The sequence below is a fragment of the Nostoc sp. DedQUE07 genome, assembly GCF_034530975.2.
In the GTDB taxonomy this organism is placed as follows: Bacteria; Cyanobacteriota; Cyanobacteriia; order Cyanobacteriales; family Nostocaceae; genus Nostoc.
This window is the reverse complement of sequence record NZ_JAVRCC020000053.1, coordinates 1-23,726: the sequence shown is the minus strand read 5'-3', so window position 1 is coordinate 23,726 and position 23,726 is coordinate 1. Positions and strand designations below refer to the sequence as shown.

General features: G+C 42.1%; 22 protein-coding genes. 13 read left to right on the top strand and 9 right to left on the bottom strand.

Annotated elements, in window-relative coordinates; genetic code table 11:
- Positions 1-69: 69 nt before the first annotated feature.
- A complete protein-coding gene (locus RMZ95_RS27845) occupies positions 70-804 on the top strand; it encodes a Uma2 family endonuclease (protein ID WP_322683491.1) in 735 nt (244 codons plus the stop codon).
- 43 nt (positions 805-847) lie between these two features.
- On the opposite strand, the gene RMZ95_RS27840 is transcribed toward RMZ95_RS27845, so the two are convergent.
- Positions 848-1,786: an NAD-dependent epimerase/dehydratase family protein gene (locus tag RMZ95_RS27840; protein ID WP_322683490.1), complete on the bottom strand. Its 939-nt coding sequence runs from the start codon at positions 1,784-1,786 to the stop codon at positions 848-850.
- A 271-nt stretch (positions 1,787-2,057) separates the two neighbouring features.
- On the opposite strand from RMZ95_RS27840, the gene RMZ95_RS27835 reads away from it, so the two are divergent.
- From RMZ95_RS27835 to RMZ95_RS27810, 6 genes are all read left to right on the top strand, one after another.
- A complete protein-coding gene (locus RMZ95_RS27835) occupies positions 2,058-3,200 on the top strand; it encodes a glycosyltransferase (protein WP_322671162.1) in 1,143 nt (380 codons plus the stop codon).
- 111 nt (positions 3,201-3,311) lie between these two features.
- Positions 3,312-4,067: a sugar transferase gene (locus RMZ95_RS27830; protein WP_322671249.1), complete on the top strand. Its 756-nt coding sequence runs from the start codon at positions 3,312-3,314 to the stop codon at positions 4,065-4,067.
- A 462-nt stretch (positions 4,068-4,529) separates the two neighbouring features.
- The gene (gene gmd, locus RMZ95_RS27825; RefSeq protein ID WP_322683489.1) at positions 4,530-5,609 is read left to right on the top strand and encodes a GDP-mannose 4,6-dehydratase; all 1,080 of its coding nucleotides are present in this window, start codon (positions 4,530-4,532) and stop codon (positions 5,607-5,609) included.
- Between the two features lie 23 nt (positions 5,610-5,632).
- On the top strand, positions 5,633-6,577 hold the full coding sequence (locus RMZ95_RS27820; protein ID WP_322683488.1) for a GDP-L-fucose synthase: 945 nt from the start codon (positions 5,633-5,635) through the stop codon (positions 6,575-6,577).
- A gap of 73 nt (positions 6,578-6,650) precedes the next feature.
- On the top strand, positions 6,651-7,268 hold the full coding sequence (locus tag RMZ95_RS27815) for a 5-formyltetrahydrofolate cyclo-ligase (protein ID WP_322683487.1): 618 nt from the start codon (positions 6,651-6,653) through the stop codon (positions 7,266-7,268).
- The gene (locus tag RMZ95_RS27810; RefSeq protein ID WP_322683486.1) at positions 7,265-8,275 is read left to right on the top strand and encodes a catalase family protein; all 1,011 of its coding nucleotides are present in this window, start codon (positions 7,265-7,267) and stop codon (positions 8,273-8,275) included. Before RMZ95_RS27815 ends, RMZ95_RS27810 begins: the two co-directional genes overlap by 4 nt.
- 162 nt (positions 8,276-8,437) lie before the next feature.
- Here the strand turns inward: RMZ95_RS27810 and RMZ95_RS27805 are convergent, their stop codons facing one another.
- The gene (locus tag RMZ95_RS27805) at positions 8,438-9,355 is read right to left on the bottom strand and encodes a M23 family metallopeptidase (RefSeq protein ID WP_322671167.1); all 918 of its coding nucleotides are present in this window, start codon (positions 9,353-9,355) and stop codon (positions 8,438-8,440) included.
- A 323-nt stretch (positions 9,356-9,678) separates the two neighbouring features.
- Here RMZ95_RS27805 and RMZ95_RS27800 point away from each other — a divergent pair, with 323 nt between their 5' ends.
- Positions 9,679-10,515, top strand: a complete 837-nt coding sequence (locus RMZ95_RS27800; protein ID WP_322671168.1) for a carbohydrate ABC transporter permease — start codon at positions 9,679-9,681, stop codon at positions 10,513-10,515.
- A 168-nt stretch (positions 10,516-10,683) separates the two neighbouring features.
- Here the strand turns inward: RMZ95_RS27800 and RMZ95_RS27795 are convergent, their stop codons facing one another.
- Positions 10,684-11,337, bottom strand: coding sequence for a sugar transferase (locus RMZ95_RS27795; protein ID WP_322683485.1), 654 nt, complete (start codon positions 11,335-11,337; stop codon positions 10,684-10,686).
- Between the two features lie 367 nt (positions 11,338-11,704).
- Positions 11,705-15,787 carry a hypothetical protein gene (locus RMZ95_RS27790; RefSeq protein WP_322683484.1) on the bottom strand — a complete coding sequence of 1,361 codons (4,083 nt, stop codon included), beginning with the start codon at positions 15,785-15,787 and terminating at the stop codon, positions 11,705-11,707.
- A gap of 634 nt (positions 15,788-16,421) precedes the next feature.
- Here RMZ95_RS27790 and RMZ95_RS27785 point away from each other — a divergent pair.
- The 3 genes from RMZ95_RS27785 to RMZ95_RS27775 all read left to right on the top strand — a co-directional run bounded on the left by RMZ95_RS27785 (position 16,422) and on the right by RMZ95_RS27775 (position 19,206).
- The gene (locus tag RMZ95_RS27785; protein ID WP_094349203.1) at positions 16,422-17,123 is read left to right on the top strand and encodes a Crp/Fnr family transcriptional regulator; all 702 of its coding nucleotides are present in this window, start codon (positions 16,422-16,424) and stop codon (positions 17,121-17,123) included.
- Positions 17,124-17,136: 13 nt separating this feature from the next.
- Positions 17,137-17,877, top strand: a complete 741-nt coding sequence (locus RMZ95_RS27780; protein ID WP_322671171.1) for a DUF2232 domain-containing protein — start codon at positions 17,137-17,139, stop codon at positions 17,875-17,877.
- An 84-nt stretch (positions 17,878-17,961) separates the two neighbouring features.
- Positions 17,962-19,206 carry a nicotinate-nucleotide--dimethylbenzimidazole phosphoribosyltransferase gene (locus RMZ95_RS27775; protein ID WP_322683483.1) on the top strand — a complete coding sequence of 415 codons (1,245 nt, stop codon included), beginning with the start codon at positions 17,962-17,964 and terminating at the stop codon, positions 19,204-19,206.
- A 203-nt stretch (positions 19,207-19,409) separates the two neighbouring features.
- Here the strand turns inward: RMZ95_RS27775 and RMZ95_RS27770 are convergent, their stop codons facing one another.
- Positions 19,410-19,781: a hypothetical protein gene (locus tag RMZ95_RS27770; RefSeq protein WP_322671173.1), complete on the bottom strand. Its 372-nt coding sequence runs from the start codon at positions 19,779-19,781 to the stop codon at positions 19,410-19,412.
- Positions 19,782-20,137: 356 nt separating this feature from the next.
- On the opposite strand from RMZ95_RS27770, the gene RMZ95_RS27765 reads away from it, so the two are divergent.
- A complete protein-coding gene (locus RMZ95_RS27765; RefSeq protein WP_322683482.1) occupies positions 20,138-21,295 on the top strand; it encodes an extracellular solute-binding protein in 1,158 nt (385 codons plus the stop codon).
- A 112-nt stretch (positions 21,296-21,407) separates the two neighbouring features.
- Here RMZ95_RS27765 and RMZ95_RS27760 read toward each other — a convergent pair whose 3' ends face one another.
- The 3 genes from RMZ95_RS27760 to RMZ95_RS27750 all read right to left on the bottom strand — a co-directional run bounded on the left by RMZ95_RS27760 (position 21,408) and on the right by RMZ95_RS27750 (position 23,123).
- Positions 21,408-21,983, bottom strand: coding sequence for a hypothetical protein (locus tag RMZ95_RS27760; protein ID WP_322683481.1), 576 nt, complete (start codon positions 21,981-21,983; stop codon positions 21,408-21,410).
- A gap of 52 nt (positions 21,984-22,035) precedes the next feature.
- Positions 22,036-22,812, bottom strand: coding sequence for a methyltransferase domain-containing protein (locus RMZ95_RS27755; RefSeq protein ID WP_322683480.1), 777 nt, complete (start codon positions 22,810-22,812; stop codon positions 22,036-22,038).
- A 71-nt stretch (positions 22,813-22,883) separates the two neighbouring features.
- Entirely contained in the window at positions 22,884-23,123 is a 240-nt protein-coding gene (locus RMZ95_RS27750) for a trypsin-like serine peptidase (protein WP_322683479.1), read from the bottom strand.
- Between the two features lie 89 nt (positions 23,124-23,212).
- Here RMZ95_RS27750 and RMZ95_RS27745 point away from each other — a divergent pair, with 89 nt between their 5' ends.
- A complete protein-coding gene (locus RMZ95_RS27745) occupies positions 23,213-23,344 on the top strand; it encodes a hypothetical protein (RefSeq protein WP_322683478.1) in 132 nt (43 codons plus the stop codon).
- An 82-nt stretch (positions 23,345-23,426) separates the two neighbouring features.
- Here RMZ95_RS27745 and RMZ95_RS27740 read toward each other — a convergent pair whose 3' ends face one another.
- The gene (locus tag RMZ95_RS27740) at positions 23,427-23,726 is read right to left on the bottom strand and encodes a hypothetical protein (RefSeq protein ID WP_322683477.1); all 300 of its coding nucleotides are present in this window, start codon (positions 23,724-23,726) and stop codon (positions 23,427-23,429) included.

The window sequence follows — 23,726 nt, the reverse complement described above, 5'->3', positions numbered from 1 at the left end:
TATTTTTGATTTTGACTCAATCTTTACCGCGATCCGTTAACTTAAAATTAGTCGGTCAGGATTCCCTTTATGTACCAAACAGACCCGCCTCTATCTCCTAAAGAAGTCTTACCAACCATGTACGATCTTCCCAGTGAATACCCGGAGGACTCTGGTTTGCCTGACGAATTTCACCTTTTTCAGCCCCAACTTCTGCGCGAAACCTTCCGTCCACCTAACTATCCAACAGAGGAGGTATTTGTAGCCAGTGACTTAAATCTTTATTATGACCTCCGGCATACACTATGGTACAAACGCCCAGACTGGTTTGCAGCTGTGGGAGTTTCACGTCTCTACGAACAGCAAAACTTGCGTCTAAGTTACGTCATCTGGCAAGAAGGGGTTGCTCCTTTTGTAGTGGTAGAATTGCTTTCTCCTGGCACTGAAAAAGAAGACTTAGGACAAACTCTGCGGGAAATTAACCAACCACCGACCAAATGGGAAGTTTATGAGCGGATTTTGCGAGTTCCTTACTACATTGTGTTTGACCGCTACACTGACAAACTCCAAGCATTCCAATTAGTTGCAGACCGTTACAGCGAATTGGACTTGAGTACCCCACGGGTGTGGATGCCGGGTTTGGAACTGGGCTTAGGACTTTGGCAAGGTTCTTACCAACAAATTGAGCGATTGTGGCTACGTTGGTATGATGCAAGTGGGAATTGGCTGCCCACACCGCTAGAAAAACTAGAACGAGAAAGTCAACGTGCTGACAGATTAGCAGCACAACTGCGCGAGTTAGGTGTTAACCCTGATGAGTTTTGAAGATGTGAGGGGCATATCGCTGTCTGCCCCTAAACATCTTTACTCACAACGCTTTTAAAATTTCCTCATCTACAGAAAAATCTACTTCAGCTTTATCTTTTGCATTAGCCAAATAATCATTTTCCAGAGAGTCTTGTAAACCAGAAATCAAATCATATTCAGGATGCCAATTTAATTCTGTTTGCGCTTTATTTACCGAAGCAAAGAAATGCTGCACCCGCATCGGAAAAGCTTTGCGTTTGCCAAAATCAAACTTTTTCGGGTCGTAGTGGACGATTTTGACAGCATCGGGTGATTTGCCAGCCGCAATAGCGCTAGCACGGGCTAAAGCATCAAAAGTGACAAAGCGATCGCCAGAGATATTATAAATCTGTCCTATGGCTTTTTCATTGCCCAAAACCTGAGTCATTGCCAGCGCCAAGTCTTTTACATGACCTAGCTGGGTGATATGCAAACCATTTCCGGGAATAGGAACGGGGCGATCGCGCACAATTCTATCAAAAAACCAGCCTTCCAACTCATTATAATTACGAGGCCCGTAAATATAAGTAGGACGAATGGAAGTAAAAGGTAATCCCAATTGAGTCAGGTAAGCTTCTGTTTCATGTTTACCCTTATGACGACTTTTGGGATCTACAGCATCGCCTTCTACATGTGGCAATTGATCGGATTTGAGATATACTCCCGCAGAACTCATATACACAAAATGTTGCACTCGGTCTTGAAAAATTTCTGCTAATGGTTGAGTATCAGTAAGTTCTCGCCCGTTATTGTCAAAAATGACATCAAAGCTTTCTTGTGATAATTTTGCTTTTAATTGAGTAGCATCAGTGCGATCGCCTATAATTTGTCCTACTCCCTTTAAAGAAGGTGCTGGCCGATTTCCACGATTGAACAGCACCACCTCGTGTCCTTGTTCCACCAGTAATTGAGTCAAATAAACACCAATGAACCGAGTACCACCCATAATCAGAATTCGCATAAATTCACCCTTTCATATCAGTTTTCATCGAGGGAGTAGGGACTGGGGACTAGGAATTAGGGAGACAAAAAGAAATAACTAATGCCCAATGCCCAATGCCCCATGCCCAATCTGAGATTATCAGGTTGTAGTATCCATCTGGAACCTCTAAGGGAAAGATTCCGTCTTATGTGCTAATCTGGGGCGCTTCCCGTTAATTAATCACAAGAGGAAACTTTTAAGTTAACGTCATCAAGTTGGCCTTTGTATTTTCCATTTATTCAAGTTAGCTGTGCCCTTGAAATATGCTCTGGTTCATGAGTGGCTAACACCCAAAGCCACCGGTGGTTCAGAACTCGTTGTCCGAGAAATTTTGAATCACATTGATGCTGATTTGTATGCTCTCATCGATTTTGAATCCAGCAATCCTGAAAGTTATTTATATAAGCGTCAAATTGGTAAGACGTTTCTCCAGAACTTTCCTTATGCCCGCAACGGTATACAAAAATACTTGCCTTTGTGGCCCTTGGCAATTGAACAAATGGATTTGCGGCATTATGATGTCATTCTGTCTTCATCCCATGCTGTTGCCAAAGGAATCCTTACCACTCCCGAACAGATGCATATTTGCTACTGTCACAGCCCTATGCGCTATGCCTGGGACTTGACCTTTGATTATCTGCACCACAGCAAACTGGGTAGTGGCTTACCTGGATGGGTGACGCGATATTTATTACATCGTTTGCGCCAGTGGGATGTATTGAGTGCCAATCGCGTTGATTATTTCATTGCCAACTCGCAACATACAGCTCGGCGGATTTGGCGTTGCTATCGACGAGAAGCAACAGTCATTTACCCACCAGTGAATATTGCTCAATTTCTGTTTCTGTCTGAGAAAGAAGACTTCTACCTGACAGTTTCCCGGTTAGTGAGTTACAAGCAAATATCGTTGATTGTCAAGGCTTTTAATCAACTAAAACGACCGTTAGTAGTCATTGGTACAGGAGATGAAATGAACAAGATTCGCGAGATGGCAAACTCTAATATCCAAATACTGGGATGGCAACCCGATAATGTGGTAAAAAAATATATGTCTAGGGCTAAGGCGTTTGTATATGCAGCTTGTGAAGATTTTGGTATTGCCTTAGTGGAAGCACAAGCTTGCGGCACGCCAGTGATTGCTTATGGTGCAGGGGGTGCTTTAGAAACAGTGCGAGATATTCGCTCTGATGCGGATACAGGGACAGGTATATTTTTCAAGACGCAAACAGAGGCGGCTTTGGTGGAGGCAGTAGAAAAATTTGAAATGTATGAGGGTTCATTCAATTCTGAGTATATGCGATCGCACGCTGCGCAGTTTTCACCGCAAATCTTTGCAGATCGTTATCTAGATTTTGTAAACAAGTGCAACGAAAAAAGACCATTTTTGCAATGATGGTCTTGATTAACGTCTTATTTTTTTAGGCTTTTGGCAATTTCCCCCAGAAGCATCTCATTTTGGCTTTAATATTGGGACTATGTGTGGTGTGGATTATTAAGGAGTATGATGACTGCCCAGAGCTCACTCCTCTCCGGCAAGCGAGGCGTAAGGCAAGACACTAGAGCGTCTGTGCGTTTCTTAAAACGCGGTCAAAAAACGAAGACGCCAAAAGTTAAGCCCAAAGGTTTATCTTTTCAGGGTTTAAACGGAGAGTTTGCCAAGCGACTGTTCGATATAGTGTTTTCGCTGTCGGTATTGATTTTGTTCTTCCCCGTCTACTTAATTTTGGCCTTGCTGATTGCCTTCAGCTCAGAAGGGCCAATATTTTATGTCCAGGAACGGGTAGGGAAAAATTACAAAGCGTTTAATTGTATTAAATTCCGAACAATGGTAAGCAATGCGGATGAAATCCTCATGCAAATGATGGAAACATCGCCCGAATTGCGACAAGAATTTGAGAGCAGTTTTAAGCTAAAACAAGACCCCCGGATTACCAAAATTGGTCGATTTTTGCGAATTACTAGCTTAGACGAATTTCCCCAGTTCTGGAACGTTTTAAAAGGGGATATGAGTGTAGTCGGGCCCCGACCCTTGGTAAGAGAAGAACTTCCAAAATACGGTTATCACATTGATGAGATTTTAACAATCCGTCCAGGAATTACTGGTTTGTGGCAGGTATCTGGGCGTAATGACATTCCCTATCCTCGGAGAGTCCAAATAGACCTGCATTATGTCAAATTTAGGAATTTCTGGCTTGATTTATGGATCATCTTGAAAACTGTTGATGTAGTAATTCTACCCAAAAATAACGGCGCATACTAAGTAAATACTTAGGGTGGATTCTGTGGGGCAGTTAATGCCCCTAAGTACCAATTCTCCCCTCACAGGATTGCTCATGTTTATTTCTATCATTTGTGCTTTTCTACTTAATTCAGACTTCTGTGAGTGTGGATATTTGGTACTTTTGCCAGAAGTCTAATTTCAAATGGCTATTTTATTAAGTCTTCACATAACTAGAGATATATGAAGTTTTGACAAAAAATATATATAAAAATAATCTCGATCGTCTGGTAAAAGAAAATATACATAATTAAATAATTTTGAGTTATCTAAATGTTGGACTTACGTGCTAAATTGCTTTTTCTTCAGTATATTTATTTACGGAAAAAGTCTCATAAAAACAAGAACTCGTAGGTTTCCCATTAGGCAATTCAGCAATTAGTTGCTAGGTTGTATCAGATTGGCTGTAACTTTTTAATCAAAGACAATAAGGGATAATTGAGCATGACGCAACAGAAGCGAGCGTTGATTACTGGTATTACTGGACAAGATGGTTCATATCTAAGTGAGTTTTTGTTGGAACAAGGTTATGAGGTTCATGGGGTAATTCGCCGGACTTCTACCTTCAACACAGACCGCATCGATCACATTTACGAAGACCCCCACAAAGAGGGAGTGCGCTTGTTTCTTCACTACGGTGACTTGACAGACGGTACAACGTTACGGCGTATTTTAGAAGAAGTAAAGCCAGTAGAAATTTACAACCTCGGCGCTCAATCCCACGTCAGAGTCAGCTTTGATTCACCAGAATATACAGTAGATGCAGTAGGAATGGGGACATTGCGTCTGTTGGAAGCAATTCGAGACTACCAGCATCGTACCGGAATTCAGGTGCGATTTTACCAGGCGGGTTCTTCAGAAATGTACGGTTTAGTACAAGCAATACCTCAAACTGAGACAACGCCCTTTTATCCCCGCAGTCCCTATGCCTGTGCGAAAGTTTACGCTCACTGGCAAACTGTAAATTATCGTGAATCTTATAATTTGTTTGCTTGTAATGGCATACTTTTTAACCACGAGTCACCACGGCGGGGTGAAACCTTTGTAACCCGCAAAATTACTAGAGCGGTAGCTGGTATCGTTGCTGGGAAGCAGAAAAAGATTTATATGGGTAATCTAGATGCCAAGCGAGATTGGGGCTATGCGAAGGATTACGTCAAAGCAATGTGGTTGATGTTGCAGAAAGACCAGCCAGACGATTACGTAATTGCTACTGGTGAAACCCACTCGGTACGAGAGTTTTTGGAACTGGCATTTAGTTATGTGAATCTTAATTGGCAAGATTATGTAGAGTTTGATGAGCGTTACCTGCGTCCATCTGAAGTAGAGTTGTTGATTGGCGATTCTACCAAAGCACGGCAGAACTTGGGCTGGGCACCATCAGTAACCTTTGAAGAACTAGTTTCCCTAATGGTAGAAGCAGACTTACAAGCATTGGGTCATACTTCACCCAATGGAAAAGGTTCGCAATTTCCAGATGACATTGCGACTATTCGTCAAACACTGGGCGCTTTGCACTTCTGATTTGGCATCACAGAGGATAAAATATGACCGCCTTAGAACTAAAAAATAAACGGATTCTAGTCACTGGTGGATCGGGGTTTCTAGGCCGTCAGGTGATAGATCAACTGTGTAAAGCAGGAGCCGATCGCGAGAAAATTACAATACCGCGATCGCGCGATCACGATTTGCGTGTCTGGGAAAATAGCCAACGTGCAGTTGACCAGCAAGACATAATCATCCATCTAGCAGCTCATGTCGGTGGTATCGGTTTAAACCGTGAAAAACCCGCAGAGTTGTTCTACGATAACTTGATCATGGGAACCCAGCTCATTCATGCTGCTTACCAAGCGGGAGTAGAAAAATTTGTTTGTGTTGGCACAATCTGCGCCTATCCTAAATTCACTCCAGTGCCATTCAAAGAAGACGATCTGTGGAATGGCTACCCAGAGGAAACCAACGCCCCTTACGGAATTGCAAAAAAAGCGCTTTTAGTTCAATTGCAATCTTACCGTCAGCAGTACGGTTTTAATGGGATTTACCTACTGCCAGTAAATTTATATGGCCCAGAAGATAACTTTGACCCCGGAAGTTCTCATGTCATTCCAGCGTTAGTTCGCAAAGTTCACGAAGCCCAAATTAATGCAGAAAAGCAACTTGCAGTTTGGGGTGATGGCAGTCCTACCCGTGAGTTTCTCTATTCAGAAGATGCAGCGCGGGGGATTGTGATGGGGACTCAATTCTATAATGAATCGGAACCAGTTAATTTGGGAACAGGTTATGAAATCTCCATTCTTGATTTAGTAACTCTAATCTGCGAATTGATGGAGTTTAAGGGGGAAATTGTGTGGCAAACTGATAAGCCTAATGGTCAACCCCGCCGCTGTTTAGATACTGAACGGGCAAATCTTGCCTTTAATTTCACGGCTCAGGTGAGCTTTGAGCAAGGGCTAAAGAATACCATTGAGTGGTATCGTCAACACGCTGCATAACAATGTACTGCTGAATGTAGAGTGATACAAGCTGGGCGATGCCCAGCTTATTTTTTTGAATATTTTTATTTATATGGACAAAGTCAATCATCAACTAAATAAAGCACAACTGCGCCGCACTCTACTTAAAAGACGTAAATCAATGTCCGTTGGAGAATGGAGAGAAAAAAGCGATCGCTTATGCTCTCATTTACAAAACTCTACTTTATTCACCCAAGCAAAAACAATACTTGCTTATTTCAGCTTTCGCAAAGAACCTGACCTCAGTCCCCTATTTACAAACACCAAATACCGTTGGGGATTTCCTCGCTGCGTTGATAAATCCATATATTGGCATACTTGGACACCGAGTGATTCTATCCAAAACGGTGCTTATGGCATAACAGAACCACATCCCGACGCTCCCCTATTAGATGTTACCGAAGTAGATTTGATTCTTGTACCCAGTGTGGCTTGCGACTATCAAGGATATCGTTTGGGTTATGGCGGCGGATATTACGATCGCTTGCTCAGTTTACCGCAATGGCAGACAAAGCCGACTATCGGAATTGTCTTTGATTTTGCCTATTTGTCTCATATACCTATTGAACCTTGGGATAAACCACTACAAGTTATTTGTACGGAAACCGGATTGACTCAAAAAGGTTCCAGGATTCAGGATAATGAGGACACATTATCAAATGTTTTATGACTAATCCAACGTCATCTACCACTGAGCAGGAAGCAATAATTGACGAAATTATAGCAAGTAGTCTCCAAGCTCAACAAAAAACAGGCCCAGACCTCCGTCAAATTCATAGCAAAAGTCATGGACTCCTTTGGGGAGAGTTTATTGTTGAACCCAATCTTCCTGAAGACCTAAAAGTAGGTTTGTTCAAAACGCCTCAAACCTATCCTGCGTGGATTCGTTTCTCTAGTGGTGGTTCGCCTGAAAAACGTGGTAAATTTCACTCCGATAGCCAGCCTGATGTTCGCGGTATCGCCATCAAGGTGATGAATGTGGACGGGCAAAAAGTCTTGGATGATGAAGAAAAAACTCAAGATTTTATACTTAACAATTATCCTATTTTCTTGACTAAAGATGTTCGTGATTACGCCGACCTTTCCCAAGCAGGTAGTGGAAAACTGTCCCCAGAACGGCTGGAAGAACTTGGTTACGCCTTTGCTATCTTGCAAAAAATTGGTAGCAAAAAGGTAGGAAATCCACTTTTGATTCAATATTGGAGTATGGCTCCGTTTAAATTTGGTGAGCGGATTGTAAAATTATCTGTCAAATCTCAACAACCTGAAAAACCACCAGAAACACTTCCAGAATCAGAAAATTACCTTCGAGAAACGCTGGTCAAATATTTGACTGAAGAAGGTCGAGAAGCATCTTTTGACTTCCTAATTCAGTTTTATGTAGATGACGACAAAACACCGATTGAAGACCACGTTCAGGAATGGCAAGAAGCAGATTCACCATTTATTAAAGTTGCAACTGTGCGTATTCCCAGTCAGAAATTTGACTTTGAAGAACGCAAACGCTTAGATGAGGGTATATTGTTTTCCCCTTGGCATACACTGCTAGAGCATGAGCCTGTTGGAAGTGTGAATCTCTCTCGTAAGAGGCTTTACAGCGAACTTGCAAAGTATCGGCGAGAACAAATTGCCCAACGTTCGCGGGAACCACAACCTTATGTAGCGATTGAAGATTAACTACTGTGAATTGGCTTTAGCCTGTAAGAGAAACTTTTGAACCCTGTGTGTACAGAAGCTAAGTTGCAAAAAAATTGTAGGTTGGGTGGAGGCTTTGCATAACCCAACATCCTGATAATCAGTTGGGCTGCGCTCCGCTCCACCCAATCTACGTCTACTTAATCAACGACGAACTGTGTCACAAAGATACTGTCCTCCTGTCGCGCTAAAACAAGAGGTGCGTTGTTTTGCCGCTTCTCCTGCTGGAATAGGTTTTAGTGAGGCGATAGTGTAATAAGAAACTCCAGCAAAAGTATTACCAGGCCCATCAAGGTCATTAAAAGTTATGGAAGTTCCTGAAGCTACTTTACTAAAATTCCATTCTTTTGGTGCATAGCCATAAGCTGTTGACCGCCACATTTGCACGTAAACCGTTTTACCAGGTAAGTTAGCAGCATTGACTGTAAGATCAACAGTTGATGAAGACATGCTCAGTCGGCTGGAAACAGGTGATGCAAAAGGAATGCTAGAGCTAGAAATCCTATTTTGAGAAGTTATAAACTCTGGGTACTGTAGTTCTCTGGTTGGCATTTCATCAAAAAACATTGCGATTTCCTGGCTTCGATTTGCCGAGCAAACCCCATTTACCTTTTGAGTTACACTCACGTGAAGGTGATAGGGAAGCGTAGCACCTACAGATGTCGTATTTCCAGATATAGCTATAACTTGCCCTTGCTGTACTGTTTGACCTTCAGAAACTTTAAACTCATTTAGATGCAAGTAAATGGAGCAAAAATTGTCTCCGTGGTCAATAATCAGCATATTACCGCCACCCTCAGAGTCGAACGCTTTACGATAAACTGTGCCACCACGAATAGCTAGGACATTTTCTTTATTCATACCAAAATCAATGGCATGACGACCAGTTGCTCTGTTGTGAGTCCCTGTTACCTTACGAGATTGACCAGCGGCAAAGGGAAGCTTAATGTTTTTATATTGTCCATAAACTACAGCATCAGCACTTGGTGGTTTGATGCTCAAGCTGAGTGCAGGAAGTATTACAGCGAATGCACTAATTAAAGCTAAACGTCGTATGTTCATAAATTTCCAAAACTTAAATAACTGAAAAGAATTAATGGAAAGCCAAACAACAGTATATTTGTAATGATTTAACTGTTTGTCTTGCTATATCTGTTTCACCTATAGGACTTTTTCTACCTGTAGATATATTTAAACATATTATTGACACAAGTCGATCAATTAAATAGGATTAAAAATCTAGCTAGGTATCCCTCAAATATTTTTTAAATAAACAGCAAATAGCATTATTTTTACATTACTATTGAATTAGAAAATCACATTTATAATTATTTTGCTGACTGTGCAAATATCTTTTATGAAAGGAATTTTTCCTCATTAATCAAATGCTGAACTGGAAAAAGTCACGATCGCAAAATCTGTTAATGTATGCGCTATTAGGAGCGATCGCACTGTTGATGCTCTTTCCTTTACTATGGCTAATCAGTACATCCTTGAAATCGCCAACGGAAAATATTTTTCAGTCGCCGCCACAGTTGCTACCTAGTCAACCGACACTAAATAACTTCTCTAGTGTGTGGAACTCCCTACCTTTTGGGCAATACCTGTACAACAGTACCTTGGTGTCAGTGCTGACTGTGGGCTTAAATCTGCTGTTTTGCGCTTTAGCTGCCTATCCGTTGGCAAGATTATCGTTTGTCGGGCGAGACTGGATTTTTGTAGCGATCGTCTCTACGATTATGATTCCCTTCCAAATCGTGATGATTCCCCTTTATATTTTGACAGTCCAGATGGGTTTGAGAAATACTTATTTAGGGATGATTTTTCCGAGTTTAGCTTCTGCCTTTGGCATTTTTCTGTTGCGCCAAGCTTTCATGAGTGTCCCCAAAGAAATAGAAGAAGCCGCCCGGATGGATGGCAGCTCAGAGTTAGGATTATGGTGGCATATTATGTTACCAGCAGTTCGCCCAGCACTGGTAACTTTAGCTATTTTCGTATTCATTGGTGCTTGGAGTGACTTTTTGTGGCCTTTAATTGTCATCCAAGACGAAAATTTATATACTCTTCCCTTGGGAGTCGCCAAGCTAGCAGGTACATTTTCCCTTGACTGGCGGTTAGTAGCGGCTGGCTCAGTGATTGCGATCGCTCCAGTATTATTACTATTTTTGTTTTTACAACGTTACATTGTACCTACAGAAACAGGTAGCGGAGTCAAGGGGTGAAGAAGAATTCAGAAGTCAGAAGTCAGAACAAGAAAGTGGTAGATGAGGGAGATGAGGGAGACAAGGGGACAAGGAGATAAACAAAACTCCTAACTCTTACCTCTTAACTCAGCACGGGCTAAACGCCCCGCTGACGCTAACAGTACTCCTAATGCCCAATGCTCTAATTTAATAAGCCCCAGTCTTTTTCAAGACCACCCAGATAGTTTTAATAATCAGACTCAGATCGTAAGTTACAGACCACTTGCGTTGATAATCTATATCCATTTTGACAATGGTTTCAAAGTCTGTAATGCTGGAACGCCCATTAGCTTGCCATTCGCCGGTAATGCCTGGTTTGACTCGCAATCTATCCCAGTGGTGTGGATCGTAATTGCTGACTTCATCAGAAGTAGGTGGACGAGTACCAACTAAACTCATGTCCCCTAACAAAACATTCCAAAATTGAGGGAATTCATCCAAGCTAGTACGCCGCAAAAATTTCCCAACAGGAGTAATGCGAGGATCGTCAACGGATTTAAAAATATGACCTTTGGCTTGGTTCTCAACCAAATGCTTGAATTTATCAGCATCGACTATCATTGAGCGGAATTTCCAGATGCGGAAAGTTTTTCCGTTTAAACCACAGCGAATTTGAGAATAAAATATTGGACTTGGCTCATGAATAAAAGTAGCAATTGCTACAGGAATTGCTATTACAAATGTAACAATCAGCCCGACAATGGCTCCAACAATGTCAATTAATCGTTTTCTCACGCTTAACGTTGACGGGTGTGAAGGCTGTTGCAAACAATTAACTGAATAAAGATAAAGATTATTCACAAGAACTAACTTAGTTTTATAACAGGAATTTTTACATTAGTAGTGTAGACATAGACATGATTGTTAGGCGATTTTTTCTACTATTGTCGATACTACCGAGTGTTAATATACACAAATTTCAGCCGAGATAAAAACCAAAAACCAAAAATTTACAGAATCTTTCAATTCAAGTGATAGATTGTAAAATTACGGTATTTTATCCATCTAATAAAAACTAATAAAAAGATAATACTATCGTACATATCCCACATATCCCAAAAATTACTGCGCTGAAGTGCTAGTAGTAATTCACAAAATTCCAAATGCTCGTAACATAAGCATTTGGAATTTTGAGTAGTATTCTTATTTCTAGCGCGATCTGCTAGTCTCAACGATCGACCTCTAAGGCAAAATTCACCGTATATGGTTCCTCCAGTGATTGCTGATTACTAGCCTTAATTGCATTTAGATAGCGACGTAAAAACAACAGTTGTTGAGAATTGGGACGATAAGTGAGACTTCCTTGTTTTTCAAAAAGTGGTGCTGTGGCGATCGCCTGATAGTCAGGATTTTCTTGCGAACTCTGGGTAAGCCAGGTTGATTCTGTGACTGAAGGTATCAAACCGGAAGGCAGTTCACCTTCCAAAAAAGCCAGCAGCCGTTGCTGACAAATGCGAGTATTAATCCCACGACCCTCAAATAACTGAATAACTTCACCGAAAGATAAGGGACGGTCTGGTAGCAGTCGCAACAATTCTGTAAACAAGAAATAATCAGTGTATTGTTGCCTGGGTATATCTAAAATCTGCGGATGCAAAGGCAGCATCGCCAAACCATAAGCAACCCGGCTGCAATTGGGAGCGCCATTTTCGCCAAGATATAAATCTTGAATAATCTTAGTGCTGGGAAGTTTTTGGCGTAACCAGCGGTTCACCGTTCCAACACAAGCCACTCCACCAGTCAGGATCGCTTGATTAATCGCTTCTGTGGGGATGCCACGAGCTACCAATAACTTGTTAAGTTCTCGGTTCAGGCGGCGCACAAAGGGAATAAATACCTGGCTTTCTAAGTCTCGTCGCTGCAAAACCCACCGCTGATCGGCTAATTCTAGGGTAAAAGAGTCTTGGTGTTGCAAAATCAGCTTTAGGGCTAATGCCGCATCTAATACCGCCTGTCCTAGTAGAGAACTTTCTAGACGCTGTTGGAGACGAATTCGAGCGGTGATATCTGGTTCTCCGACTCTAGGTATTTCTAATTCTTCCAACCCTAAAGTCTGCCAACGCATTTGGTCTAAACCGGGAATTGACGGTTGCCATTGCCAAGAATTACTCGTGGTAGTTTTGCCATCGCTTGGTGTTTCTCTGCGTGATTGCCGAGATTTCGGTGGCAATAGCAGTTGGCAAATTATATCTTGTTCAATACCCTTGCCAGCATAAGCAAAACTATGGAGCATGAAATCATTGTATGTCAATTGCTGCAAGGTTTCTGGTAGATTCACCAGCAACATTTCTGTGGCAGTTGTCCCAATGTTAATCACCAGGGTGTTGCCAACAATCGGATGTTCGCTAGTTTTTGCTGGATGAGTACCTTGAGCATCGCTTAGTTTTACTTGCTCACCATTAGCAGCATCAAGTTCCGAAAGTAGGCTAGCGATCGCTTCTTCAACAAAAAAGACTTGCTGCGGATGTTGAATAAGTTTGCTAGTGAGTAAAGCTTCCCGCACGTTAAAGCGGTATTGTTCCGACCAGCTAGATGGACAGGTACAAATTACACCAGCAATATTATTGATAATCTGGGGAAAATCTTGTTCGCCGATCCCAACAGCGGCAGCCATTAAACTAGGGGTGGTACTTGTTTTTTCGGATTTGAGAGTTAATAGTAACTTAGAGAGCGATCGCACAACCCAAATCAAAGGCCCTGCCGAAAATTCATTTAATTGCAAAACAGGTTCCCATTTCTGTCGTTCGCTCTTGTAGGGAATGGCTACTTGTAAGTAAGGCTTCAACTGCGCCGAGTAGAGGTTATTTTTCGTCGGATCTGCTGTCGATTTTGGTGTTGCAGGAGTAGTAGCCGAGCGATCGGGTGCTTTATCTTGGGCAACAGCCGCAGGTGCTGTCTGCTCATGTGCTTCGATAGTTTCGTTTTCACCGTGGGGTACAGAAGCTGTAGGCAGATAAACCTCTGTTGGTAAACGAAACGATTGCTGAAAGGAACTTGTTCCTGGCGGATTTTCTGCTGACCAGTAGATAGGATGTACAACAAAAGTCGAGCGATTTAATAATGTAGCGGAAATTCCTGTTGTACCTAAATCAATTCCTAAATACCAGACTGATTCTAAAGTATTTAACGAAACTTCTGGATTATTTATGGAGTTGGCAATTGGAGGTAAAGAACTTTCTGGTACGGGAGTTGTGACTTCCTTTTTTTTTTCAGTTTCTACCTGGGTAACTGCCAAACTTGAGAAATCATTTGTTGATGTATTCTCTGCTATTTGGGTATTTTCAGGGGAAGTTGTGGGGATTGTGTCTTGAGTATTATCAAATAGTTCCGAGAAAACATCCAAGTTATTAGCTGGCTGCGACTCAGAATTTAGCTGCCGATCGAAATTAGCCAAATCCCGATCTAATTGCTGCAACTGTTCTTCATCTAAAGAAATATCTGGTACGGCTGGAGACTGGTTTGATTCAATAGAAAGTAAGTTTTCTTGGGGTGAAGCAGCAATGTAGTTATCTGAAGACAGTTCGGAGCGATCGCTGTTAATTAATACTTGCGATGTGGCGATATTTTCGCTAGGCTCTGCCAAGGCAATTTCTGGTACTTCTGGAGTCACTGGTGCTGTGGTTGTGGCATCATCCATAAAAGATGACACTTCCAGCAGTTGCAGTTCACTATCTCTATCAGGCAATAGGTCAGTTCCTGTAGCTGTGGCATTATCCACAGAAGAAGATGAGACTTCCAGCAATTGCAGTTCACTATCGGTATCAGGTAATAACTCAGTTAGGGTATTAATTGTATCAACACTAGCTGGCTGAGTGCCGATTTGTACTGACAAACTGTCTATTTGTGGAGTAGAGAAGCTAAGAGGTGAATCTAGGTCAGTCTCTTCTTCAAAAAATAGTTCTTCCTGTGGCTCTGATGAATCTGTGCTTTCTTTTCCTAAAGTCTCTGGGGTTGAAAGATCCGTATCTGGAGTAATAACCGCAGAATCCACGGTTGGAGAGACAGGCGGGGTCTGGGCGATGTTCAACTGTGATGCAGAGGCTGTGGAAGCAGATAAGTCATTTGTGGGAATATCGAGGCTGGGATTATTAACATCACCAGCATCAAACAAACTGGCGTAAAGTTGGTCTACTTCATCACCAATTGCCGCAGAAATATCTTCCGGTAATTCGGTCGGGGTTTGAGAATATTCAGATGATACACCAAGCTGCAACAGCACTGCATCTAGATCCTCTGTGAGCGTAGTTTCCTGTTGCTCAATTGCGAGTAGAGATGAAGTTTCTGGCTGGATAAGCTCCAATGGTTGGGGCGCAATTCCAGCAGCCATCTCGCTTGGTTCAGTCAATGATGGTAGTGTCTCAGATTCTCCTCCCAGGAAAGATGACTGCGAACTAGGGGATTCTTGTTGCAAATGCTGGGTCAAATTGTTGACAAAGCTGGCCATCAGCTGTTCGCCTTGCATCCCCTTGCTATGCATTCTTGCCAGTGCTTGCGACAGGGATTCGTAATAAGTATTAATATTGCGCTGTAGTGCTTCAAAGACTACATTCACTGTCCCATCTAGTGATAATAGGCGTCGATCTAACTCCCTAGCTAGCTGGGTTAAGCGCTCCACATCGTCAGAGGATTCTAATAAAGATTGAGTTGCAGAATTTGCGTAATTAATAGCTTCTGAAGAACTGGCGGAATTTTCCCTCGTCTGTCCAAGCAGTGGTGTTAAAGTTGGCACAAGGCGACTCATGAGTACCTGTAAAAACTCGGTAATCATTTGCTCCTGGTTTGTCAACTGCTGCGCTAAGGAGTAGTTTTGCAATCGCTTTTGCTCTAGTTGCCGAATTTCTTGTATGAGAGTGGCTCGCTCTTGCAAAAGCAATTCTAATTCCGATCGCAACGGCTGAATCAATCTCGAAAATTCATTATTTAATTGTCCGGTGCCAACAGTATTCTCTTCCTGAGTGAGTTCGGGCGGTGGTAGTGGATACTGATTATTACCGCGATCGATAAATTTTGTTAACAAAGGCGATGGCTCCCCCAAGGGCGATCGCGGTTCTTCAGAAGACTGATTTGGGATGCTGCTCTCTAATGCTTCTTTTTCTTGTAACCTCACCAAGAAGTCGCGAATTCGCTCTAAAACTTCTTTCGGCTCTTGCGCCTGACCAGACAAAAATCTAGACAGGCGCTTGCCACCGCTGGCAAGTAAGTTGTCAATGTCTGCGATCAGCTTTTGAATTTCATCTGTACTAAAAGTCACTTTGATTACCTTACTTAAAAATGTATGTCAACTAATGTGACAATTAATTTACAATCACCGTATCCCTATGGGGATCTTGCTACGCGCAGCGTCGACCATAGAAGAAATTTTGAGTGGCCAAAGCCGCTACTTGGAATTGTGACTAGTCATTATGTTATGGATTACTGGGAGTCGTGGCAATCTTCAATCATCGAAGAAAACAAGGAAAAAAGTTTCTCTTTGTCCCCCCATCTCCTTGTCTCCCCCTCTCCTTGTCCTCTTCAGACAGCCTTTGCTCGAAAAGCCTAATTTTGCAGGTCATTGGTTCCCTATTTTTGAAAATCCCTAAAATACCTGAGCAATAATTTACTCCCTTTAGTATCATTAATGTTGTTTGCCTATATTCATAACTAATCAAGTTTGCAGTGCAGCTAGCCCCTAAGCAATCCAACCGCAGGCTATAAACTACTTTTTGCAAAACTTTTACCCCGTTTAAACTTATAGGTAAAGATTATTTAGAAAAACTTATTGTCGCTTTCTTGTGTAGCATAGTTTAGTTTTTTCTTTGAAAGGGAGCTGTGCAATGATAGCTTAGGCTACAAATGGCGCTCCTGTTTTTTGTGTGTACATAGCAGCTTGAATTAAAGATGTCGTAATGGAAGATCGATATAGCTTGCAAGCACAGGCTAATTCCTGGATGATCGCCTCCGCTCCCTTTTTTCAAGGGTTGCCAGAAACTGCTGTAGAATCAGCCCTCACCCATCTAGTTACCCGCACTCACCCAGCCAATCAGGTGATTCTACTGGAAAATGACTGGGGTGGTTCTGTGTATTTTATTATGGACGGATGGGTAAAAATTCGCACCTACAATCTGGAAGGAAAAGAGGTAACGCTGAATATTATTGGCAAAGGTGAATTGTTTGGTGAAATGGCGGCGCTAGATGAAGCACCTCGATCCACGGATGTGATTACCTTGGCCCCAACGGTAATTGGTAGTATGCCTGCTCAGGATTTTGTCAAATTACTTCAGATAGAACCTTTGGCGGGAGTTCGATTGGCGCAACTAATGGCACGACGTTTACGGCAAGTAAATCGCCGATTGCGGTTGCGGGAATCTGATAGCCAGTCAAGGGTAGCAGATACGTTGTTATTTTTGGCAGAAGGACAGGGAAAAAAAGGGCAAACTGGAACCGAAATTCCCAATTTACCTCATCGGGAATTGAGTAGTTTGAGCGGACTGGCCCGGGAAACGGTGACACGAGTATTGACAAGGCTAGAAAAAAAAGGCTTGATTAAACGGGATCAAGACACTATTTGTATTCCCGATTTGTCAGCCTTAGAAAGAATGATCGTTTAAAAACTTGTCAGATATGAGTATTTTAGATTCTCTCCCAGATGAACCGGAGGAAGATCCATCCTCTGAATCTCCAACTCCTCAGAATCATTGGTTAGATAAAGAACAGCAGTTAATGCCTCCTCAAATCAAAGCTGATGCGCCCTTGAGGATGGTGGAAACGGCATTTTTAGCCAGTACCGCTAGCTTAATTTGGTTTATAAATTTTTACTTTCCTTTGGGCCCAGTTTTGCGGATATTTTTTCCAGTGCCGATCGCTCTAGTTTATCTGCGTTGGGGCAAACGTGCGGCATGGATGGCAGCACTCACCTCTGGGTTACTGCTGACGGTACTGATGGGGCCAGCCCGCAGTTTGCTGTTTGTCATGCCCTACGGGTTCATGGGCGTCCTTTTAGGCGCTACATGGTGTCGTCGTCGTCTTCCCTGGATTGTTTCTATCACTTTGGGTACGCTATTGGGTACTTTAGGAGTCTTTTTTAGGCTGTGGTTGTTGTCTGTTTTGTCGGGTGAAGACCTATGGATTTATGTAATTACCCAAGTGACTGAGTTCATTGAGTGGGTATTTTTTAACTTGAGTTTATTGGCGAGTCCCAGTGTATTTTTGATTCAAGTGGGAGCGATCGCTTTAATTATACTCAACAACTTTATCTACCTTTTTGTGGTACACCTGGCAGCATGGTTGCTTTTTGACCGCTTGGGCAACCCTATTCCCCGCCCACCACACTGGGTACAAGTTCTCATGGATTATGAAGGATAATTATTAGTCATTTGTCATTTGTCATTTGTCATTGGTTAAACGATCGGTTCTAACTAATAACCAATGTTCCTTGCCCAATTCCCAATGCCCAATTCCCAAATTAGTATCTATACTCATAAAGAACAGGGTGAACAATGGCTGCGAAGGTATCGTGGTTGTCTACCCGTATTTGCTTGTATTTTAGGATTTACTGAAACTGGTTTAATTCCAGGGATTTCAGCAGCTGGTCGCACTCCAGACGATCGAAAATATACAGCTTGTGCCGATGCTGAGTTTTTGTATTACGGCCCAGAACATAAAGCCCAATATCCCCTACCACCATTGACCGCTGGCGCTTCACCTGTGCTGATTTCTCGCGCTGTATTTGAGTCATTAAAGATACCAATTTATTTATTTAATGCTGGTTTACCCCAAGCTCCTGCTGTGCCAGTAATTGATTTGGGTGGTGCTCCTGCTAAGTGTTTAAGTCAAGGGGCTGCTATGGAAATTACAACAGTACATCACTTGTTTGAACAAGGATTACTTTGGGGAGAACGCCTAGCTGCCAATATCCAACAGAAGTATCTGATTGTCGGTGAGTGCGTTGTCGGAGGTACTACAACTGCCCTGGCAATATTAACTGGTTTAGGTATAGATGCTGCCGGAAAAGTTAACAGTAGCCACCCTGTTTGTAACCACGCGCAAAAGTGGGCACTAGTGCAAGCTGGACTGGAGAAGATGAGGGGGAGCAGGGGGCAGGGGGAGATAAACTTCCAATCTCAAATCCAAAATCCAAAACTTGTACTGAGCGAAGTCGTTGGCGCAGCCTCTCGTAGAGAAGTATCTAAAATCCAAAATTCTGTCGATCCGCTACAACTCGTCGCCGCCGTGGGCGATCCGATGCAAGTGGTGGTAGCTGGGATGGCGATCGCTGCTAGCCGTAGTTGTGGTGTAATGCTGGCTGGAGGGACGCAAATGCTGGCGGTTTATGCGTTGATGAGTGCGATCGCTCAAGCTTACGCTTTATCATGGCAACCAGAAGCAGTAGTTGTAGGCACAACCCGCTGGGTAGCAGAAGATCCAACTGGCGCTACAGTTGACTTAGCCCTTAACTTAGGAAAAAACAGCTTAACTTATAATGGAGGAACTCCTCCTTTATTAGCAACTTATCTGAGCTTTGCTGATTCTCGTTATCCTCAACTGAGAGCATATGAGCAGGGCTTTGTGAAAGAAGGCATGGGCGCTGGAGCTGCTTGCATAGCCGCTCATCTTAGCCAAGATTGGCAGCAACACCAACTTTTGGCAGCCATTGAAGCCCAACTTGAACGCCTAAGTACTGCCTTGAACTAAAGATTAAAGTTTGTTTTTCCCTCTCCGGCTCGGAGAGGGACGGTTTTACTACGTAAATGTTTAACTTTTTTATCAATTTGATGGCTGGATTACTTACTTGTATCTAAGTATATGCTTATCAAACCATCACTCAAAACTGAACCTAAAGGCTTGTCTGACCTACCTCAATCCATTTTTTTAATTCGTTGAACTTCAGGTTAAATTTAATGAATTCTCTCTCTAAGTAATTGTTCTTCTAAAGCAGCAATGCGATTGTACGCTGCTGTTAATTGCGCTGTCAGTCGTTGTATTTGAATTTCTGGTGTTATGTTATCTCCACTTTGACGATGCATGTCTAGATAAATGCCATCTGTCAATACATCCTTGTGTTCCATTTCTGGATTTAAATTGTTACGTCCTTTAAACTGGTAGCCTCCAGCCGCGTCATTTTTTTGGCAATTATCCTTTGCTTGTGTATTGGCTAAAGAACACTCTGAGAAAGTTTGAGTGACTTTACCATCAAGCTGCTCAATTACTTGGCACAGGTCATCCAGCTTTTGGCTTAAAGTCAGGATCTGTTGCTGTAATAGCTCCATTTAATACCTTTATTCGTACATTTTCTCTATGTTATTCAATTTACTCTCAAACTTAACGATACTTATGGATTATTTAAGTATTGATAATTTTTGGTGAAAATGTGACATTTAAATCATTACTTCTAAATACAAGTAAGGTTTCACCATAAGTACCACGAAGTAAATTTATGGATAATAATTAATCTTGAGGTATAAATTTGCTAAAAACTCGCTAATTTGAGTCAAATATTCAAAATTAACCGTATTACCAAGAAAAAATCCCGATAATTCTCCAGATTCACTTTTTCAGCTAGTCAGCCACTGGTGAATCTCTGCTTAATATTAGGTATAATCAAAAATCTCAAAATCCAAAATCAATGGATCGACGGTCTTTTTTGCTGGGTACAAGCACACTGGCGCTTTCACAACTGCTTTTTGGCTGTGGTGGAAACAAGCAAACGCAACTAAAAGTACAGTTATTAAAAGGTTCTATACCTGGTCAGGTGGTGAATCGGTTCCACAAAGGTTTACAGCAACAGGTGCAGTTAAAGTTTGCTCCAGTTGAGCATATACAGGATTTATTTCACCAATTACAAAATTGGCAGCAGAAGCCAAAGACCAGCGATGAGCAGGGATGGAGACGCTTTATACCTTTTAGGCAAGGTCAAAAAGTCGCTGACGCAGACCTAGTGACATTGGGAGATTACTGGCTACAAGCAGCTATTGAACAGAAATTGATTCAACCACTCCAAGAAATGCAGGGAAACCAATTAAAGCAGTGGTCTACTTTAAATGAAAGGTGGAAACAACTGGTAACGCGCAACGACCAGGGTATTTTGGATACTCAAGGGAAGGTGTGGGGTGCGCCTTACAGGTGGGGTAGTACAGTAATTGTTTATAACCGTGACAAATTGCAAAAATTGGGATGGACACCCAAAGATTGGGGTGATTTGTGGCGAGATGGAATGCAGCAGCGTATTTCTCTACTCAATCAACCACGAGAAGTTATTGGTTTGGTCTTAAAAAAGTTAGGAAAATCTTATAATACAGACAATCTTGACCAAGTACCAGACTTGGAAAAGGAATTACAGATTTTAAACCAACAGGTCAAGTTTTACAGTTCTAATAATTATTTGGAACCTCTAATTATGGAAGACACTTGGCTAGCAGTTGGTTGGTCAAGCGATGTATTGCCTATTTTGGGACGTTATCCGCAGCTTGCCGCAGTTATCCCCCAGTCAGGAACAGCAATTTGGGCGGACTTATGGGTACGTCCCGCAGGGATTACTAAGGATAGTTTATCAGATCAATGGATTGATTTTTGTTGGCAACCAAGCACAGCTAAACAAATTTCGGTGCTGACTAAAACTAATTCGCCAATTTCTACAAATATTGCCGCTTCCGATATCCAAGAACCATTATGGAGTTTGTTAGAGAGCGATCGCAAAGTTTTCGATAAGAGTGAATTTTTACTTCCTTTACCTCCATCAGCAATAAAACAATACGAGTCTTTATTCGCCAAAATGAAAGTTTAATTGGGGATTGGGCATGGGGCATTGGGCATGGGGCATTGGGCATTAATTATTTCTCCCTCATCCTCCTCATCTCCCTCATCTTCCCCAGTCCCCAGTCCCCAGTCCCCAGTCCCTACAAAGAACGCTGTAACCCTATCTTGTTCTTAATAATGGTTTGGATACTGCATAAAGCTGGACTTATACTAAAGTTGCAAGTGTAGGTTGCCAAGGGTTCTTTTTGATAATTAAATACCCGGACGTTGTAACCAAAGTTCCGTGCAGCGCTACCCAAGCGATTTACGAAGTCGTAGCGCTCTATATACTCTAGTAAGCTCCAAATTTGCTGATTTACGATCAAGTCTACTCGTGCAGGTTCTTTGTTAGAAGCTGGATATGCGATCCAATTATCCAATAGCTTTTTTTCAGAGTTTTGTTGTGCCCACCATAAACTGGGAACGGTCAATCGTTCTGGATGAATGGTGGTAACTGTGATTATATAATCTTTTGGCTTGGTCAATAAGTCTAATTCTAAAGGCGCACTAGAAGGCGACGGGATTGAAGGGGTTTGTGCTAGTGAGGGTGGGACTAGTAAAGTGGTGAGGCTAATAGTTAATAGTAATGAAAATGATGTTTGGCGATGGCACAGCCAACGCCAGCCGTAGGATGCCCAAAGGGCTGTAGGGCGATCGCACAATTTAGGTATATGCATAACTGATACTAATTCGTAATTCGTAATTCATAATTCGTAATTAGGGCACAATCTAAAGTTTAATGGCAACTATACGAATTCTTCGATAATCTGCTGTCCAAGTTCCTTGTTGATATAGTGTTGGCTTCAGATATTCCTCAACGACGGGAATTATTTGTATTTGTTGCTCAGGTGAAAGTCCGGTTAAAAATGGACTGGCGAACATTTTAATCCAGTTTGCAATGCCTGCTTCTCCCTCTGCTAGGGAAGTTGGGCGAGGAAACAGGATAGCATAAATCACATCAAAGCCTTGATGTTCTAAGAGGCTGGCGTATTCGCCAATGCTGGGATAATACCAAGGATTCTCTACTTGTGCTTGAGGGATACCAATGGACTCTAAAGCACTGTATAAAGCTGTGGCGATCGCCTTTACATTCCCTTTACCACCAAATTCTGCGACAAAACGCCCTCCCGGTTTTAGGGATTGATGGATAGAAGCGATCGCGCTATCTGCTTCTTTTACCCAATGTAGTACAGCGTTGGAAAATACAGCATCTAATGGCTTATCTACTTGAAAGTTTCTAGCATCAGCAACATCAAAGCGAATATGGGGATAGTTTTGTCTTGCCTTCTCAATCATCTCAGATGCATAATCAACTCCCATTACTTCAGCCCCAGCTTGGGCAATTTTTTCTGTGAGTTGTCCAGTACCACAGCCGAGATCCAAAATGGATTCTCCTGGTTGAGGGTTGAGTAATTGCAACAAGTCTTCGCCATATTGCCAAACAAAGGCGTGTTTATCTTCGTAAAGCGAAGTGTCCCAATTATTGCTTGTCGAAATATTATTCATAAACAACTATAGTAGTTTTTAATTGAATATAATAAAGTGTTTTTCTTGTGGTGGTTAGATCCCCGGCTTCTTTAAGAAGTCGGGGATCTGTGAATTTCACAAATCAATATGATTGTTATAGCATTAATCACATTGGGTAGAAACCGAAGTTCTTTACTAAGTTGATGAGTCTCAGAATCAATTACACAGTGAGCATTAGTCAAAACAATATCATCAGCAATTAATGTGCCCGTGCAATAATAGCTTTTACCATTAGCTTTGGTGTATTCCACTCGTCCGATCGCTGACCAAGGATAATATCTACTCTTCATAGGTATACGCTTATCTATAGGAATCATATTTGATTTCTGAAAAAATGTACGAGATAATACGGAGGAATATCTCTGTCTAAGAGCGAACAATGATAGACCAGCATCTACAACCTGCGATACCTTTTCTACGAGACGCTACGCGAACGGTGAGCTTCGCTAAGGCAGAACTACAAGAATTTATAGATAATCGCCCAGATGCCCGTGAGGTGAGAAAAGCGTAAGGCAAGTGAAGCTGGTTTATCAAGGCTACAAGTATGAGGAAATTCAAACAATATTTACTCAATCATCTATTGTGGTAAGAGATTATTTTTCTAAAAAGTTTGTAACTTTGAAATTTGATGTTCCCTCCCAACAGTGATTCAGAAATGCACTTACCTGGGCATCTACTGAATCAGCCGATTCCCTAGATGCATTAAATTGCACTGCCGTTACAATGTATTCAAAGATAATTACAAACTGCTTTTGCGGTGAAATTCTTTCGACTACAATTGTTTCACCTATCTTCGGAATTTGAGGCAGATTTACCACAAACGTCTCAATTTTCGGTTTATAGCAACCGCCAAGGCGGTTAAGCCGCTGTGTGAAGCACAGCTTCCATCGCAT

Excerpts from the sequence above, each read along its gene's own strand:
- RMZ95_RS27845 (WP_322683491.1), top strand. The coding sequence starts at position 70 with ATGTACCAAACAGACCCGCCTCTATCTCCTAAAGAAGTCTTACCAACC.
- RMZ95_RS27840 (WP_322683490.1), bottom strand. The coding sequence starts at position 1,786 with ATGCGAATTCTGATTATGGGTGGTACTCGGTTCATTGGTGTTTATTTG.
- RMZ95_RS27830 (WP_322671249.1), top strand. The coding sequence starts at position 3,312 with ATGACTGCCCAGAGCTCACTCCTCTCCGGCAAGCGAGGCGTAAGGCAA.
- gmd (WP_322683489.1), top strand. The coding sequence starts at position 4,530 with ATGACGCAACAGAAGCGAGCGTTGATTACTGGTATTACTGGACAAGAT.
- RMZ95_RS27820 (WP_322683488.1), top strand. The coding sequence starts at position 5,633 with ATGACCGCCTTAGAACTAAAAAATAAACGGATTCTAGTCACTGGTGGA.
- RMZ95_RS27815 (WP_322683487.1), top strand. The coding sequence starts at position 6,651 with ATGGACAAAGTCAATCATCAACTAAATAAAGCACAACTGCGCCGCACT.
- RMZ95_RS27810 (WP_322683486.1), top strand. The coding sequence starts at position 7,265 with ATGACTAATCCAACGTCATCTACCACTGAGCAGGAAGCAATAATTGAC.
- RMZ95_RS27805 (WP_322671167.1), bottom strand. The coding sequence starts at position 9,355 with ATGAACATACGACGTTTAGCTTTAATTAGTGCATTCGCTGTAATACTT.
- RMZ95_RS27800 (WP_322671168.1), top strand. The coding sequence starts at position 9,679 with ATGCTGAACTGGAAAAAGTCACGATCGCAAAATCTGTTAATGTATGCG.
- RMZ95_RS27785 (WP_094349203.1), top strand. The coding sequence starts at position 16,422 with ATGGAAGATCGATATAGCTTGCAAGCACAGGCTAATTCCTGGATGATC.
- RMZ95_RS27780 (WP_322671171.1), top strand. The coding sequence starts at position 17,137 with ATGAGTATTTTAGATTCTCTCCCAGATGAACCGGAGGAAGATCCATCC.
- RMZ95_RS27775 (WP_322683483.1), top strand. The coding sequence starts at position 17,962 with ATGCCCAATTCCCAAATTAGTATCTATACTCATAAAGAACAGGGTGAA.
- RMZ95_RS27770 (WP_322671173.1), bottom strand. The coding sequence starts at position 19,781 with ATGGAGCTATTACAGCAACAGATCCTGACTTTAAGCCAAAAGCTGGAT.
- RMZ95_RS27765 (WP_322683482.1), top strand. The coding sequence starts at position 20,138 with ATGGATCGACGGTCTTTTTTGCTGGGTACAAGCACACTGGCGCTTTCA.
- RMZ95_RS27760 (WP_322683481.1), bottom strand. The coding sequence starts at position 21,983 with ATGCATATACCTAAATTGTGCGATCGCCCTACAGCCCTTTGGGCATCC.
- RMZ95_RS27755 (WP_322683480.1), bottom strand. The coding sequence starts at position 22,812 with ATGAATAATATTTCGACAAGCAATAATTGGGACACTTCGCTTTACGAA.
- RMZ95_RS27750 (WP_322683479.1), bottom strand. The coding sequence starts at position 23,123 with ATGAAGAGTAGATATTATCCTTGGTCAGCGATCGGACGAGTGGAATAC.
- RMZ95_RS27745 (WP_322683478.1), top strand. The coding sequence starts at position 23,213 with ATGATAGACCAGCATCTACAACCTGCGATACCTTTTCTACGAGACGCT.
- RMZ95_RS27740 (WP_322683477.1), bottom strand. The coding sequence starts at position 23,726 with ATGCGATGGAAGCTGTGCTTCACACAGCGGCTTAACCGCCTTGGCGGT.